The following is a 16,574-nucleotide window of genomic DNA, read 5'->3' on the forward strand; positions in this document are numbered from 1 at the left end:
ATGAAAAGAATAGTCTGAGAGGATAATGCACAAGAGATACCTGTTCGCAGCGTTACCAACCAACAGCATGCAAGGAGATAAAACCAATGGCAATTTTTATGTATCAGGCCAAAGAGTTGTTTCAGTGGTTGACAGACAAAGAAGACATCACCGTACTTGATGTACGAAATGATAAAGATTTCAACAGGTTTCAAGTAGAAAGTCCTTACCCTTTTACCATGCTCAATGTTTCCTATTATGACTTCATGGAAATAGAGGAGGAATCCGTTGCCCGTGTCCCCAGAAATGCCAGGATACGTATAGTCTGCGCAAAAGAAGGCTCTGCCAAATATGTTGCTGAAATACTCGAAAAGCATGGGTTTGCCGATGTTGGTTACTTGGCCGGTGGCATCAAGTCGTGGGGCAATTTACTTGTGCCTAAATTGCTTGAAAAAAACGATTCCTACACCTTGTACCAATGCATTCGTCCTGGAAAGGCGTCCTGCAGTTATGCTCTTTTGTCTGGTCAGGAAATGATGGTTTTTGACCCATCCAGAGATATAGATTTTTACATGAACCTGGCCAAGGAACACGGGTGTTCCATTGTCAAAACCTTTGAAACCCATTTACAGGCAGACTATATAGCTGGCAGTCGTGATATAACCAAGGCGACAGGTGCAACCTTTTATGCCAATGAAGGTGATTTTGCCGGCTCTAAAAATCCCTACACAAAACTCACAGATGGACAAACTTTCTCTTTCAGCCAGGGAAAAGATATAGTGCGAGTACTCTTCACCCCTGGCCACACGCCAGGCTCAACCTGCTATATAATTGATGAGAAATATATTATTTCCGGAGATATGATTTTTATCAACTCTGTGGGACGTCCAGACTTGGGTGGAAAAGCAGAAGAATGGTCGGGCATGCTATACGATTCAATCCAGAAAGTCAAACAGTTACCTGAAACACTTCAAGTTCTACCTGGGCATTATATGGAGTGGGAGGAAGCGAATTCAGACCTCTTGTTTACCCTGCCGCTTGGCCAGGTACTGGCAAGAAATAAAAATATCTATGATCTTGACAACCTGGAGGATTTCATCACCTTCATCAAGGACAACATTCGTCCTCAGCCGGAAGAATACACAACTATTCGCCTGGTAAATGCAAACCTTGAACAACCAGATGATGAAAAACAGGAAGAATTGGATCTTGGTAAGAATGAATGTGCTGCAAGCATGTATGCAAAAAGTCAGGAGCAAAAAGAATAGAACCGGCCACTCCACACATATGTATTTTTATTATATTCCCGGGCAGTTGCAATAATACCCACTGCTTCATGCCCGGTTCCTTTTCCGGGACTACTTATACAATCCAGATTATGCGCCACTTCGCAGGTGCTCTCCAAGACAAAGTATGATACACTGCCGTATTCTTTCTGGTACAGTCTACAAGCAGACAGTAGCATGCCAACCATTTTATCATAAAGACATCCCATGAATGAGCGTAGAAAAGCACAACGAATCACCTTTGAAACTGCAGCCCAGGTTCACCTGGCCAACAACGAATCATTTCCAGCAGAAGTAGAAACAAAAAATATCAGTTTGACCGGACTCTACCTCAAAACCGACAAATCCATCCCAATACATACCAGCTGCTCAGTGGAGATTGACCTGCGGGGTTCTACTTCAAAAATGCACTTTATCGTTGACGGTAAGGTCTGTCGGCATGACGAAAACGGGCTGGCTATTACCATTACCCATCTGGACGCGGATAGTTACACCCACATCATCAATCTCGTCAATCTTAACTCCGCCCAAGAACAAACCTGAGAGGCTCTATCACTCCAAGATCGCAGCCGTCTATACCTCCTGGAGTAACTGCAGATCAAGCAGGTAAATTGTTTTCCCCTCCACCCTGATCAATCCATCTTCTTTCAGTCGGGCAAAAATACGCGACAGGGTTTCAGGTGAAGTGCCCAGCAGACTGGCCAGCTGTCCTTTAGGTATTTCTAGTTCTACTTTGTCTTTTCGCTTCTGCTCTTCGCTTAAGTACAATAAATGAGCTACCAGTCGCGCCGGAACATCTTTTAATGAGAGATGTTCAACCTGTGTGGCAAACCGACGAAGCCTGAGAGAGAGCATAGCAAGCATGCCAAGGGCTAAAGAGGTATTAGAGGTCACCAATTCAACAAACTCATTACGGGGAAAAAACAGTGTCTCTGTAGTCACCAGGGCGGTAGCCGACGCTGGAAATGGAGCACCGTGAAACACAGGGACTTCTCCAAACGGTTCGCCTGGGCCAAAAACGTGTAGTATCTGTTCTTTCCCGTCCTGACTCATCTTATAGATTTTTACTTTTCCCGAGGCCACCATATAGAAGCCAATCCCTGGATCACCTTCCAAAAAAATAGTTTGCCCACGACCATATCTCTTTGTAACAGCGATGCCAGCTACCAGTTGCAGTTGCTCTTTCTCGAGCCCTTGAAATAAAAAACTTTGAGCCAGAAATTCTTCTTTTTTCACTATTTTTAAAAAAGTTTGTTTTTTTGATCTACATCAAAGAATGATACCATAGATAGTGTACGCTACAGACATACTACAAAGCAACCTTATCTCACGCGATAAAAAACGCACACACAAGGAGATTCAAATTATGTTCTGTAATCAATGTGAACAAACGGCTAAAGGCACAGGCTGCAACGTCATGGGTGTTTGCGGTAAAAAAGAAAATGTTTCCGATCTGCAGGATCTGCTCATATATGCTTTGCAAGGTCTTGCTCTTTATGCAAAAGAAGGCAGAAAGCATAATATCATTGATGAAGACATTGATCTGTTCACCTACGAAGCTATCTTTTCTACCCTGACCAATGTAGATTTTGATCCGAATCGTTTTCGCATGTTGATAAACAGAACAGTGGAGCTCCGTGAAACAATGAAAGCGAGTGTCGCTGCGGCAGGTGGCAACACTGACTTTGAGCAACCACAGGCGTCCTTTATCCCCGCAGACACAGAAGACGGTATGGCATCACAAGGTGCAGAGCTGCACTTTATCGAACAGCTGGACAGTGATGAAAATATTCGCTCCTTAAAACAAACCTTGCTCTATGGTGTGAAAGGAATCGCTGCCTATGCAGATCATGCGGCCATTTTAGGCCAGAAAGATCCTGCTGTGGCCGAATTCTGTTATGAAGCGCTTTGTGCCCTCATGGCCAAAGGGTTGACCATTGAACAGTGTGTACCAGTGGCAATGAAAGCAGGAGAAATCAATCTGCGTGCCATGGAATTACTGGATGCCGCCAACACCGGAACCTACGGACATCCTGTACCGACTTCTGTTCCCCTTGGCCATCGTAAAGGGAAGTGTATTCTTATAACCGGGCATGATCTTCATGATCTGGAACTGCTGCTTCAGCAGACCCAGGGAAAAGGAATCGACATCTACACCCATGGAGAAATGCTCCCCTGTCACGCATACCCGGAACTGAAAAAATATGACCATTTTTACGGCCATTACGGGACAGCGTGGCAAAATCAGCAAAAAGAATTTCCACATTTTCCCGGACCGATTCTGTTTACCACCAACTGCATCCAGAAACCCGCTGAATCCTACATGGATCGTGTCTTCACCAACGGCCTTGTTGGATGGCCTGGCGTGAAACATATTGCAGATAAAGATTACAGTGCTGTTGTGGATATGGCGTTGGCAATGGAAGGATTTACAGATGAAGTGGACAGTGGCTCAGTTCTGGTTGGTTTTGGGCGCAATACGGTACTGGGCGTTGCCGACAAAGTTATAGAAGCGGTACAATCAAAGGCTCTCAGACATTTTTTCCTTGTCGGCGGTTGTGACGGCGCCAAGCCGGGCAGAGACTATTTCACCAAATTTGTCGAACAGGTACCCGATGACTGTGTTGTTCTCACCCTTGCCTGCGGCAAATTTCGTTTCTTTGACAAAAACCTTGGCAGCATCGGTGATTTACCGCGACTGCTCGATGTGGGCCAGTGTAACGATGCCTATTCGGCCATTCAGATTGCAGTAGCTTTATCCAAAGCCTTTGACTGCGATGTCAACGATCTCCCACTGTCCATGGTTCTTTCATGGTATGAACAGAAAGCTGTGGCAATCCTGCTGACCCTACTTTATCTCGGTATTAAAGATATCCGTCTGGGGCCTTCCCTGCCTGCATTTGTGTCACCGGCAGTTCTACAGTTTCTGATAGATACCTTTGAAATCAAACCAATAACGACACCAGAAGAAGACCTGAAGGCTATACTCGGATAAAACAACCTGTCTATGAAAAAATGTTCCCTCGTTCTAGCTCCACACGCACAGCGTGGGAACATTGTGGATCAAACCACCAGTTATGCAGACTATTACTAGACCTTAGGGTCACGGATAAAATACATTATCCAATCTTGCTTGTCTCTCAACTCGGTAACGTCGTCGCGTCAAGGATTCAATACGGCCAGTATGGAACCATTGACACTACGACGTTACCAAACCGATATCATACGCAATTTTTGAATATTTAGTATTTTCCGCGCCCCTTATGTTGATGCAGGAACAGATATTATGAAAGTAACACGAAAAATTATTGAAATAGACGAGGAGCTCTGCAATGGATGCGGCCTCTGTGTGCCGGATTGTGCCGAAGGCTCGCTGCAGATCATCGACGGCAAAGCAAAACTGGTAGCTGACAAACTCTGCGATGGTCTCGGTGCCTGCCTGGGTTCCTGTCCCACAGGAGCTCTGCGCATTATTGAACGTGAGGCAGAAGAATTTGACGAAGAAGCCGTGGAAGAATATCTGGCTGCTCATAATGATACGCTCAAGGAGCAGAAGAACTCTACTCCAGTCGGCTGTCCTTCCGCACAGCTGCAGATGATGCAACCGGCCAGCAGTTGTCAGGCTTCCAATGAACCTGCAACACAAAACGAATCTAACCTCTCGCACTGGCCAGTACAGATACGGCTTATTCCTCCCACCGCACCTTTCCTTGAAAACGCGGACCTGTTGGTTGCTGCGGATTGTACGGCTATCGCATACCCCAATATTCAGCGGGATTATGTGGCAGGACGGGTAGTTATGATGGGATGTCCTAAATTTGACGACCAACAGCTGTACGTGGACCGTTTTACAGATATCTTCAGTAACAGAAAAATTAAGACGTTGACTGTCCTGATAATGGAAGTTCCTTGCTGCAATTCCATGCTGCACATAATCAAAGACGCTTTTAACAAAACAAATCCGACTTTTCCAGTTCAACAGGTTGTAATTTCCCGAGAGGGAAAAGTTCTGCAAACAAAGACATGGTAAAACGATTACCTATGGGAATATTTAGGGTAATGTGACATCATAATCTATAATCTGGTGGCACTTTAGCCAATAATGTTTAATACATTATGGATAACTACTCACTGCGTACCTGATTTTTCCGCACTCAGCCTGGCTTTCGTATGCTGCAATACACTGCGCCAACCTGCTTGGGAACACCTCAGGCATCCTGTAACCAATGAAATAGGTGAGACGTTCAAGCTTGTCCGTCTCATCTGTGAGTAGGTACCACTATAATAGAGTTAAACCTGGATTTTTTCTTGCACGAAATTGTTGCCGCAACTGCGAGATACCGGGCATGCAATCGAAGTCACCTGACAAAATCTTCGCCTCCACTGGAGAGTTGTTACCATGAAAACAAACCTCACCCTTATAGGTATGCCTGGAGCTGGAAAAAGCACAATAGGCATCATCCTTGCCAAAAATCTCTCCATGGGTTTTATAGACACAGATGTCCTTATCCAAATCAATCAACAGAAATCACTCCAGGAAATCCTGGATGAAAGCGATTATCTGAACCTGAGACACATTGAAGAACAGGAAATCTGCAAGCTGAACATTTCCAAACACGTTATTGCCACTGGAGGAAGTGCAGCTTACAGTGATCGAGCAATGCGCCACTTACAGACGATGTCCACCATCATCTTCCTCAAGGTATCCTATGATGAGATCAAACGCCGCATTAAAAACTTTGAAACTCGTGGTATAGCCAAAGCGGAGCACCAGAGTTTTCAAGAACTTTATGACGAACGGCAAGAACTGTATAACAGATATGCAGATATCACCATCGATTGCCAACTTCGAGACCAGGAAGACATCGCAGTAGAAATAGCTCAACGATTCATTATTTGATTTAGCGCAGCTGAGCGTTCAGATATGATACAGATATATACTTGCTGCCCAGACGTTTACCCTGACTCTGCGATTACTCTTTCATGGGTTTACATAAAAGTCATGCCCTGTCCACACCAGATATTTTCATTATAGCGACCAACGATAGTAACCAATGCTGAATAAAGACCTCCTTCTGAGCCTTGAAAGAATTGTCGGCCCGGAAAATGTACTGACAGAACAGTCTGATCGACTTATCCACGGCTATGATGCTACCCAGAAGCAATACATGCCAGATGTTGTTGTCTATGTAGAAAACAGTCTGCAAGTAAGCGAAATAGTCAAACTTGCCAATCAATACAACATCCCCATTCTACCAAGAGGAGCTGGTAGCGGCTTTACAGGAGGCTCATTGCCAGTACAGGGTGGTATCGTGGTTGTTCTCACACGAATGAATGCCATCCTGGATATTGATGAGGACAATCTCACAGCCACAGTTGAACCAGGGGTAGTTACCGCACATCTGCAAAGAGAAGTGGAAAAATCTGGATTGTTCTACCCTCCAGACCCGGCATCCAAAGAATTCAGTACCATTGGCGGCAATGTTGCCGAGTGTGCTGGTGGTCCGAGATGCGTCAAATATGGTGTTACCAAGGACTATATTCTGGGCCTGGAAGTTGTTACCCCCACTGGAGATATCCTGCACACCGGTGGCGTAACCATGAAAAATGTTGCGGGATACGACCTGACCAAACTCTTTGTTGGTTCCGAAGGAACCCTTGGAATTGTTACCCGTATCACGGTAAAACTCCTTCCAAAGCCCGCTGCAAAAAAAACCATGCTGGTTCAGTTTTCATCAATCGACAGTGCAGCCCGGGCAGTCTCCACTATTATTCGTAATAAAATTATTCCCACCACCCTGGAATTTCTGGATGCCACAACCATCGAGTGTATTCGTGGTAAAACCGGACTTCCGGTGTTGGAAAAATGCAGAGCGCTTCTCATTATAGAGGTGGATGGTGATCAGGAAATCCTGGAAAAGCAAACTGACAAAATTCTGGGACTTCTCACCCCGCTAGGTATCCTGGAAAGTCGTGTTGCGGCAGATCATACAGAGGCCGAAGCCATCTGGGATGTACGTCGTAGCGTGAGCCCCAGCATGCGAAAAATCAATCCGGATAAATTCAATGAAGACATCGTTGTCCCACGGAGTAAAGTACCGGACATGATTCGGGCATTGGAAAAAATCAGTTCCACCTATGATGTACCAATTGTCAATTTTGGCCATGCCGGTGATGGCAATATCCATGTCAATGTGATGGTTGATTTACAGCAACCAGGTATGCAGGCAACGGTTGACAAAGTGCTTCTTGAAATATTTCAAACTACCGTTGATATGGGTGGCTCAATCAGTGGAGAACATGGCATCGGTACAGCGAAAGCTCCCTTTCTGCGCCTGGAAATTGATCCGGCAACACTCCACTACATGCAGATGCTTAAAAAAGCACTGGACCCTAACAATATTATGAATCCAGGAAAAATTTTCCTGGAAACTTCTCCTGAACAATTGGCCTTCCCCACGCAGTTACAAGATGATCCGCAATAAAACACTTCAAGACTATGAACAGAGTATCAACCAATGCGTCCGGTGCGGAGCTTGTCAGGCACATTGCCCGGCATACCTCCAGCAACGTAATGAAGGCGCTGTTGCCAGGGGAAAACTCGCAATAGCAAGGGCCATGTTACAAGGAGAGGTTCAAACGGGCGCACATCTGACGGAAGACATGTCCATGTGTCTGCTCTGTGGTTCCTGTGTTATCAAATGTCCTAATAAAGTTCCCACAGACAAAATTGTCGGAGCTGTACGCAGGGAATTGAGCAGGCAGTCAGGGGTATCTTTGACAAGTCGTGCCATTGGCGCAATCACTGGTTCAACCTCTCTCATGAAAAAGCTGGCACAAGCTGTAAGGAGAGTCTCTCCTGCTGTGTTTCGAAAAATTCCAGCTTCCAGCGGGTTACGCCTCCGTTTTCCGATACAGGGGATGGAATTGCGAACCATACCATTATTTGCACCAAAAAATCTCTTTGCATATTACCCTGAGTATCAGCCTGGTGATCCTGACAAGCCTGTAATCGGCATTTTTGCAGGATGCGGTATAACCTATCTCTACCCTGAAATAGGCAAATACATGATAGAAATTCTGCGCTTACTTGGATATTCTATCTTTTTCCCACACGATCAGGGATGTTGCGGGATCCCGGCACGTTCAGCGGGAAACGGTCCAGTTATTGAAAAACTGGTTCGACAAAACGTAGCTGCCTTTTCCAGACGCCGGGTGGACTATATCCTTACAGGATGTGCATCCTGCCATGCGGGCATCGGAGAGTTGCCGGAAACCATGGTTGGACCTGTGGAGGAGTTCAGCAGCAAAGTGATGGATATCCATGTATTTCTCTATCAACAGGGACTGCACCACTCTCTTTCTGCGCTTCCTCGTTCTACTTCGCGAATCGATCTCACGTACCATGATCCCTGCCATTTGCGGACCCACGGCATAACCAGAGAGCCAAGGGAACTCTTGCAATCCCTCCCCGCAGTACGATACCGGGAAATGGAAAATGCCGGATCCTGCTGTGGACTTGGTGGGACCTTTTCCATCGCCCACTATGAGCAATCTCAGAAAATAGGCGCTCTCAAGGCTGAAAACCTGAAAAAAACAGGTGCACAATATATCGCCACCGCCTGTCCGGGATGCATGATACAACTGCAGGATGCCATTAATCAGGCCGGACTTCATACACAGGTCATGCATACCTTGGAATTACTTCATAGTACCCTAACCCATACTGCCGATATATCCAGGCTTAAAGAACTCCTTCCATCGGTAAATACGAACCAATGATCCGCCTTGCCTATGGAAATGACAGCATCGAATTTGCCCTACATAGACATGCAGAAATTCTCTCTATTCAGGAACCAACAATCCGAATTTCCGAAGAAATATTCAGGCATGGCATTACGCCGTTTCTGAAACAACTGCTACCAACGGACAATCTTGCCATTGTTGTTGCTGATAAAACCAGACTCTGCGGTTACGAAACAGTGCTTCCCTGGTTGGTGAAAAGCTTGCGCGAGAAAGGGCTGAGAAGACAACAGATAACCTTTTACATAGCATACGGTACCCATCAGCCACAAGATGATCGAACATGCCGGCACTGCTATGGCCAGGTATACGATGAATACCATTTTATCCATCACCACTGTGATCATGCTCAGTTTACCGAGTTAGGGAAAACGCAGCGGGGAACACCAATCCTGATCTGTCAGGATATACTCGAGTCTGACGCCATACTGACCATTGGCGCGGTCAGTCACCATTATTTTGCAGGATATGGAGGCGGCAGAAAATTACTGTTCCCAGGTCTTGCAGAGCGCTCAGCTATTCACAGCAACCACAGTTTGTATCTCAATCGTCAGACGGGTAATCTTGAGGAACAATGCCAGCCAGGTAGCCTGGACACCAATCCGATAGCTGAAGATCTGAAAGAAATCAACAGCTATTTACCAGACTATTTTTCCATTCATGGAATCCTCAACAGCGATGGACAACTTGCTGATTTTCTTTTTGGTTCAGGATATGATGTTTTTCTCTCTGCCTGTTCACGACTTGATGGCTATTATCGACATGAAAATACTAAAGAATTTGACATTGTCCTCGCTTCTGCCGGAGGATCGCCCAAAGATATTAATTTCATCCAGGCTCACAAGGCCATTCATAACAGCAGCCGCTTTGTACGCGAAGGGGGGCAGTTAATCATGCTGGCTCGGTGTCCTGATCAAATCGGCTCAACCACATTCCTCCCCTACTTTTCAAAAAATGGTTTTACCCAGGCTTTTGCCGGACTCATTGACAAATATTCAGGAAACGGCGGCACGGCTCTGGCAATGATGAAAAAAACAGACCGAATAGCCATTTCTCTGCTTACTGATCTGACGCCAGACACGTGTAAAAAAATTGGTGTGCAAAAATGGGACATAACTCGAATCCAAAATGCCTTGGCAGATGAAGATACATCACTGGCCATTATCCCAAATGCGTCGCTGCTTATATAACTGGCAGCTTGAATGATAGGGAAAATATGTTGTACAAGCTACGAGAAAATACGGGCCTGTTCGGAACAAACATTTGCCATTTTCCTCTGTTTCAATTAAGAATTGTTCTTGGGTGAAGGGTGAACGTATACCAGTTGTACTTGAAATGTAACATTTTTTGCCTGTAATAACCTCTGACCAATAACCACAAACCATCAGTCTGAGTTGCAGCAGTCTGTGTAAACGTATCCATGTCCAACGCAAGATCAAATCCTATCGTGGCCTTCTTTGCATCCGTGCAACTGGCCCTGTTTCTTCTCTTTATTCTGGCTGCCACTTCAATCATCGGTACCATAATTCCACAAAATCAACCTTCACATTTCTATATAGAAAAATATGGGGAGCAGGCTGCCCGTTTCATGGGCATACTGGACTTCACTGATATGTACAGTTCGTGGTGGTTTCTGGCCCTGCTTCTCCTATTTGTTATAAACCTGATTGTTTGCAGTCTCAAACGTATTCCCCAGGTTCTCAAGCTCATTCGTAAAGATAATCTAAAAATCCAGCCGGACCGCTTGCAAAACATGCATTTCTCGCACAGCGTGAGCTACGATGAGCAAACAACACCTCAGCAAATTGATTCTTTCCTACGAAACAACGGATGGAAACCGGAACAGCGCGTATTCAAAAATGGCATACTGTTTTTCTCCGAGAAAGGTGCCTGGACACGCTTTGGAGTCTATGTGGTCCACCTGTCCATTTTGATTATCCTCACAGGCGCGGTACTGGGTTCGTCCATGTTTGCAAACAAAGTATTACACAGGCCTGACTTTGCCTTTAAAGGTTCCATGGCCATTCCCGAAACCCAGAAAAACAATAGGGTTTTTCCTTTTGGAAAGCAGACTCCAATTCCATTAGGATTCACAGTTCGCTGCAACTCTTTTTCCATTGATTATTACGCAAACGGCATGCCCAAAACCTATCTTTCCCAGGTGACGATTTTCGAAAACGGGAAACCTGTACCAACAATGGAAGATATTGCCATCAAAGTGAACAAACCACTTAAATATAAAGGGGTGACTCTCTACCAATCCAGCTACCAGCCATTCCAAGACTTTCTTGTAACTGTCAAGAAACAGGGAGATAACGATCAACCGACCTTGCAGAAACAGGCAGTCATAGCTCCTGCAAAACAACAAAAATGGCAAGAAGCAGACGTTTCGTTTGGGATCCTTAACCGGGAAATTTCTCGTAATATAACCCAAAGAATAAAAGTCTGGTTTTCCGACAACCAGGGCAAACCTTCTATTTTCTGGGTTGCGGCCGGCCAGGAGGCCTCCATTGAAAGGCCAACGGGTACATACACGTTTACTGCTAAACAGCTCTATGCCACAGTCTTTCAGGTCACCAAAGACCCCGGTGTATGGTTAGTGTATCTTGGATGTGGCCTGATGTTGTTAGGGCTATACATAGCATTTTTTACTTCGCATAAAAAAATATTTGCCTATCTCAATATGGAAGACCAAGGTTGCACATTACTCCTTGCTGGAAACACCAATAAAAATAAAGTTGGCTTTGAAAAAACGTTTCAGGCACTAGTTGACGCATCTGATGAGTTGCACCACTAAGCGTGCGAATTTTGAAGCGTTAAAAGACACTCAAGACAGTTTTTATTCACTGGAAAATACATATGGATAGTTCAACTCTGCTGGGCCTCACCATGCTGGCCTACCTGCTGTCAACGGCATTTCATGCCGGACAGCTGGTTTTTCGTTCCAAAGGCGCAGGCCTTGTAGGCCTCTTTCTTGCCGTTCTTGGTCTTCTTATTCAAACAGCGGGCATCGGATTACGCTGGACCGAATCATACGCAATGGGAATTGGTCATGCGCCACTGACCAACATGTATGAATCTCTGGTCTTTTTTGCCTGGTGCACAACCTTGTTTTACGTGCTCATTGATTTCAAATACAAGGCAAGGGTTCTTGGCATGTTCACCATGCCACTTTCTTTCATTGCCATGGCTTATGCATCTTTCTCCGGCCATATCTCTGCTGATATAAAACCACTGCTTCCCGCGCTCCAATCCAATTGGCTCATAGCCCATGTTGTTACCTGTTTTATTGGCTATGGAGCATTTGCTGTGGCTGCAGCGCTGGGGGTTATGTACCTGGTAAAATTATCAAGCCAATCCGGAGGAACAAATACATATACTGAGTCTGCACTTCCTGCCCTGACAGAGCTGGACGATCTAACCCACAAAACTATTGTTTTTGGTTTTATGTGGCTTTCCGCCGGCATTATCACCGGAGCCATCTGGGCAAATGAAGCCTGGGGAACATACTGGAGTTGGGATGCAAAAGAGACCTGGTCTCTCATTACCTGGTTTCTCTATGCCATTACACTTCATGTTCGCTTCACCATAGGTTGGACGGGTAAACGAATTGCCTGGTTGGCGATATTTGGCTTTTTCGCTGTTTTGTTTACCTACTTTGGTGTCAATTACCTCCTTGCCGGGTTACACAGCTATGGAACACCAGGTTGATGAAGAAATATAAAAAACATAGGGTTAGTGCACTACTGTCCTGAGCATTGTTGACAATGAACGGGGAAAGAGCTATACCTTTTGCCGATTACAGTTGTTTTGTTCATATACCAATAACTCGTGCCATTCGGCCACGCAACGTGTCTGAAGAAGCGCAAACCAAGGAGGATTGACATGAAAAAGCTACTGGTGTGCGGCGCAATACTGGCTGCCTTCTTCGTAGTTGGAAGTGGTGTGTCCTTTGCATCTGACAAAGGGCCTGCGGAAATCACCCTGGAATCAACCATTGATACCGCTAAAAAGCCCAAACCAGCTACATTTCCCCATGCAGAGCACCAATCACGACTGGCGTGCGGTGACTGCCATCACGGAAAAGATGCTGATGGCAAAAAGATCGATTATGTAGAAGGACAGGAAATCGGCAAATGTGAGTCTTGCCATAACAAGGCTGCAGGGATGCCTAAAAAAGTTGCAAGCTACAAAGATGCCGCACATGCTCTTTGTAAAGACTGTCACAAACAGCAGGATGCAAAACTGGCTAAGTGTAATGTCTGTCACAAATAGCTGATCATACACAGAAGTGATGCAATAAAAAAAAAGCTGCTCCATTAATATGAAGCAGCTTTTTTTTACCAGCAAAAATCTTTCTTACACTTCGTTGAAACAACAGGCTATAGCAATGAAGAACTACCTCTGTAATCTGCTGCCTTCAATACATTTGTATGCAGATCATCAAGTTACTCAACATGCATACGGGATATATCTCCAACCTGTAAGACCAATTGCCCTAAAGCGGTGAGCATGTTCAACCTGTTTTGCCGCACTGATGCATCCTCTGCCATGACCATCACCTGATCGAAAAAGGTGTCAACAGGGGTTTTCATGGCCAACATTTCTTCAAGGGCCTGGGAATACTTCTTCTCATTCAACAAGGGCGCGGTAATAGTCTCTACCTGCTCAAAAGCCTGGAACAAATCCTTTTCCGCCTGTTCCTGAAGCAAAGCGGTATCCACTGTTGTTGCACTGTTATCTTTGATAATATTGCGAATTCGTTTAAAGGAACCGGCAAGCACGGCAAACTGTTCCTGACCCTGAATTTGATTCAGTGCTTCTATTCGTGCAAGGCAATCAACCGGATCATCAAATTTTATAGCAGTAGCAGCATCGACGACTTCCTGAGGAAAACCACTGGCAACCTGCTCGTTGGCAAATCTCAGACTGATAAATGCCAGAATATCTTCAGCAGTTTTGTTTTCAATAGTCAATTGCCCAACATAGCCTTGTAAGGCGGCATCCACAAATACAGAGAGCTTGATGGAGATTGACAGTCCCTTGAGAATATTGATCAGACCTATGGCCTGCCGACGTAAACCAAAAGCATCTTTATTCCCTGTGGGCCGTTCACCTATGGCAAAACATCCAGCTATGGTATCGAGCCGATCAGCAATCCCTACAATTGCACCCAATATGCTTCCGGGAAGCTCACCTCCTGAGCGAACAGGCATATAATGCTCTTCGATTGCCTGAGCTACAGAGAGTGGTTCGCCATCCCTGGTTGCATATTCTCTCCCCATGATTCCCTGCAACGATGGAAATTCTCCAACCATTTCAGTTAACAGATCAGCTTTGGCCAATCGGGCAGCACGTACAGCTTCTACTTTAAGCTCAGGTTGAATAGCCTCGGCCAGCTGCTCTGCCAACTTTGCTACTCGTTCTGATTTTTCAAGCATGGTGCCTAATTTATGCTGAAAAACAATGCCACTGAGTCGCTCTATACGAGTTTCCAGCTTCTCTTTCTGATCTTCTTTATAGAAAAACAATCCATCCTCAAGTCTGGCTCTCAATACCCTTTCATGACCACTGGCTGCAAATTTTGTATCTGCAATCTCAGTGTTGTTTACAGCTACAAAATATGGAAGCAATTTTCCCGTGGTACTGTCAGTAACAGGAAAATATTTCTGGTGCTCACGCATGGAAGTTATGAGAGCTTCATCTGGGAGTTGCAAAAATTTTTCATCAAATGATCCACAAATTCCATATGGTTTTTCAACCAGATTGGTCACTGTATCTATGAGACCATCATGCAGCACAGGTTGTGCCCCTGGCACATTCTGCTGTTCACGAACGGCATGCTCAACCTCGTTGATAACCATTTTTCGCCGCTGCTGCATATCGACAATCACAAAATGGTCTGCCATTGCCTGCCGATACTGCGCAATACCAGAAATAGTGATATTGCCAGATGCGAGAAAACGATGTCCTCTGGATGTGTTACCAGCTACAACACCTTCTATTTCCAGATCTATGACACTTCCATCAAAAAGAGCGACTATCCATTGAATGGGACGAGCAAAGGCCAAACATGTTTCAGACCAGCGCATGGATTTAGGAAAAACAATTTCCCGTATTAAGGATTCAAGTAAATCAGGGAGTAAATCGATGCTATCCTGCCCCTGTACTTCTTCAATCACCATGAGGTATTCACCTTTGGGAGTTTCCACAACTTCCAAACTCTCAGGAGCCTTACCTTTGGACCGGGCAAATCCTATGGCTGCTTTGGTGGGATTGCCGTCAGCATCAAAACCGGCACTACGGGAAGGGCCGATGTGTTCAAGACGCTGGTCAGGCTGCCGACTCTCAAGATCCTGGATAATCAGCGTTAGCCGCCGCGGTGTTCCATAAGTCTCTATCCCATGGAAATGTAAGCCAAGGCCGCGTAACTTCCTGTCCATTTCCCTGCCAAGGGTTTGCAATGCAGGTTGTATATACCCAGCAGGTATTTCCTCGGTTCCGATTTCAAATAGTAGTTCACTCATGGCTACTCACGACCTTAAAATCTGTTTAATAGGGTGCTCAGACAAATGCACATCCCAAGGATTCTGAGACACTCTCTCTATTTGTCTTTATATAAATAATGGGATCAATTTTCAGGGATTGGGTATCATACTCGAAGGTTGCACCGACATCAACAACCAAGACCAAGTTTTTAGGCATGCCTGTTGTCGTATGGAGTTTCTCTGACCTTAAAATCAGAGCGCACAACTTCTCTACTCAACCGTTACATCAAGGCCCTTCTATGGCGGCGTAGCTGGAAAATCCGCGTTCCACATGCTCAACTTTAACCCGAAACCAGGAAAATGCAGCCAGTGAACTCAATATTTGCCCGATTCTCTTACACATTGCTTCCGGTGAATCGCCACCAGATCCACCAGATGCACTACCTCTCTCTATATGTTGTATAAGATCCTCCAACCAGACGAAATGGTTGAGGCGTACGGCAACCAGGACTTTACCCCACAGACCGGAGACAGCCTGCACACCATTTTTCCTAGCGTTGGTATTTAACTGTACAGGAACTTCAACCTCGACTACCAGGTCAAGCTGTTCTTTAAGAGAACCACACATACTGCAGTCATACCTTCTGGAAATGCATTCCGAATTACCTAGGGAGGCAGCAAAAAAGTAGGGAAAGGAAATTTCCAGATGGGCGGCTTCAGCTTCGAGACGTTTGCGCATTTCTTCCAATATGTTATGTAGCGCAAGTAGATCAAACTTATGATGAAAACAGTTCAAAATCTCTATAAAACGACTCATATGAGTCCCTTTAAAGTGTCTGGGAAGATGTACGTACATATTGACACTGGCAACAGTCTGTTGCGACTGTTTTGCCTTATCTTGTAACGTGATAGGATAAGAGATATTTTTAACCCCAACTTTTCGGATGTCTATGCATCTTGAATCGGGAGAGGACTGAACGTCTTGCATTAGTAAATAAAATAAAAAGTATAAAAAACC

The 16,574-nt window shown here is 45.2% G+C and carries 14 protein-coding genes; 11 read left to right on the forward strand and 3 right to left on the reverse strand.

Annotation, left to right across the window (positions count from 1 at the left end; genetic code table 11):
• Nucleotides 1-86 precede the first annotated feature (86 nt).
• Together G493_RS0126090 and G493_RS0126100 are read left to right on the forward strand one after the other, a co-directional pair.
• Nucleotides 87-1,247, forward strand: coding sequence for an MBL fold metallo-hydrolase (locus G493_RS0126090; RefSeq protein ID WP_028582703.1), 1,161 nt, complete (start codon nucleotides 87-89; stop codon nucleotides 1,245-1,247).
• A 225-nt stretch (nucleotides 1,248-1,472) separates the two neighbouring features.
• A complete protein-coding gene (locus tag G493_RS0126100) occupies nucleotides 1,473-1,808 on the forward strand; it encodes a PilZ domain-containing protein (protein ID WP_028582705.1) in 336 nt (111 codons plus the stop codon).
• A gap of 30 nt (nucleotides 1,809-1,838) precedes the next feature.
• Here G493_RS0126100 and G493_RS0126105 read toward each other — a convergent pair whose 3' ends face one another.
• Complete coding sequence (locus G493_RS0126105; protein ID WP_028582706.1) at nucleotides 1,839-2,504, reverse strand: Crp/Fnr family transcriptional regulator; 666 nt, start codon at nucleotides 2,502-2,504, stop codon at nucleotides 1,839-1,841.
• 127 nt (nucleotides 2,505-2,631) lie between these two features.
• On the opposite strand from G493_RS0126105, the gene hcp reads away from it, so the two are divergent.
• From hcp to G493_RS0126150, 9 genes are all read left to right on the forward strand, one after another.
• Complete coding sequence (gene hcp / locus G493_RS0126110) at nucleotides 2,632-4,260, forward strand: hydroxylamine reductase (RefSeq protein WP_028582707.1); 1,629 nt, start codon at nucleotides 2,632-2,634, stop codon at nucleotides 4,258-4,260.
• A gap of 291 nt (nucleotides 4,261-4,551) precedes the next feature.
• Entirely contained in the window at nucleotides 4,552-5,295 is a 744-nt protein-coding gene (locus tag G493_RS0126115; protein ID WP_028582708.1) for an ATP-binding protein, read from the forward strand.
• 369 nt (nucleotides 5,296-5,664) lie between these two features.
• Nucleotides 5,665-6,165, forward strand: coding sequence for a shikimate kinase (locus tag G493_RS0126120; RefSeq protein WP_028582709.1), 501 nt, complete (start codon nucleotides 5,665-5,667; stop codon nucleotides 6,163-6,165).
• Nucleotides 6,166-6,319: 154 nt separating this feature from the next.
• Nucleotides 6,320-7,750, forward strand: coding sequence for an FAD-binding oxidoreductase (locus G493_RS0126125; protein ID WP_028582710.1), 1,431 nt, complete (start codon nucleotides 6,320-6,322; stop codon nucleotides 7,748-7,750).
• A complete protein-coding gene (locus tag G493_RS31460; RefSeq protein ID WP_084813783.1) occupies nucleotides 7,737-9,047 on the forward strand; it encodes a (Fe-S)-binding protein in 1,311 nt (436 codons plus the stop codon). Before G493_RS0126125 ends, G493_RS31460 begins: the two co-directional genes overlap by 14 nt.
• A complete protein-coding gene (locus tag G493_RS0126135) occupies nucleotides 9,044-10,258 on the forward strand; it encodes a lactate racemase domain-containing protein (protein ID WP_028582711.1) in 1,215 nt (404 codons plus the stop codon). Before G493_RS31460 ends, G493_RS0126135 begins: the two co-directional genes overlap by 4 nt.
• 230 nt (nucleotides 10,259-10,488) lie before the next feature.
• Entirely contained in the window at nucleotides 10,489-11,865 is a 1,377-nt protein-coding gene (gene resB, locus G493_RS0126140; protein WP_028582712.1) for a cytochrome c biogenesis protein ResB, read from the forward strand.
• A gap of 62 nt (nucleotides 11,866-11,927) precedes the next feature.
• The gene (gene ccsB / locus G493_RS0126145) at nucleotides 11,928-12,779 is read left to right on the forward strand and encodes a c-type cytochrome biogenesis protein CcsB (RefSeq protein ID WP_028582713.1); all 852 of its coding nucleotides are present in this window, start codon (nucleotides 11,928-11,930) and stop codon (nucleotides 12,777-12,779) included.
• A 174-nt stretch (nucleotides 12,780-12,953) separates the two neighbouring features.
• The gene (locus G493_RS0126150; RefSeq protein WP_028582714.1) at nucleotides 12,954-13,343 is read left to right on the forward strand and encodes a cytochrome c3 family protein; all 390 of its coding nucleotides are present in this window, start codon (nucleotides 12,954-12,956) and stop codon (nucleotides 13,341-13,343) included.
• 173 nt (nucleotides 13,344-13,516) lie between these two features.
• On the opposite strand, the gene glyS is transcribed toward G493_RS0126150, so the two are convergent.
• Together glyS and G493_RS0126165 are read right to left on the reverse strand one after the other, a co-directional pair.
• Nucleotides 13,517-15,595 carry a glycine--tRNA ligase subunit beta gene (gene glyS, locus G493_RS0126155; RefSeq protein ID WP_028582715.1) on the reverse strand — a complete coding sequence of 693 codons (2,079 nt, stop codon included), beginning with the start codon at nucleotides 15,593-15,595 and terminating at the stop codon, nucleotides 13,517-13,519.
• 247 nt (nucleotides 15,596-15,842) lie between these two features.
• Nucleotides 15,843-16,544, reverse strand: coding sequence for a GTP cyclohydrolase, FolE2/MptA family (locus tag G493_RS0126165; RefSeq protein ID WP_028582716.1), 702 nt, complete (start codon nucleotides 16,542-16,544; stop codon nucleotides 15,843-15,845).
• Nucleotides 16,545-16,574 lie beyond the last annotated feature (30 nt).

Origin of the sequence: Desulfogranum japonicum DSM 18378, assembly GCF_000429945.1 — a bacterium.
In the GTDB taxonomy this organism is placed as follows: Bacteria; Desulfobacterota; Desulfobulbia; order Desulfobulbales; family Desulfobulbaceae; genus Desulfogranum; species Desulfogranum japonicum.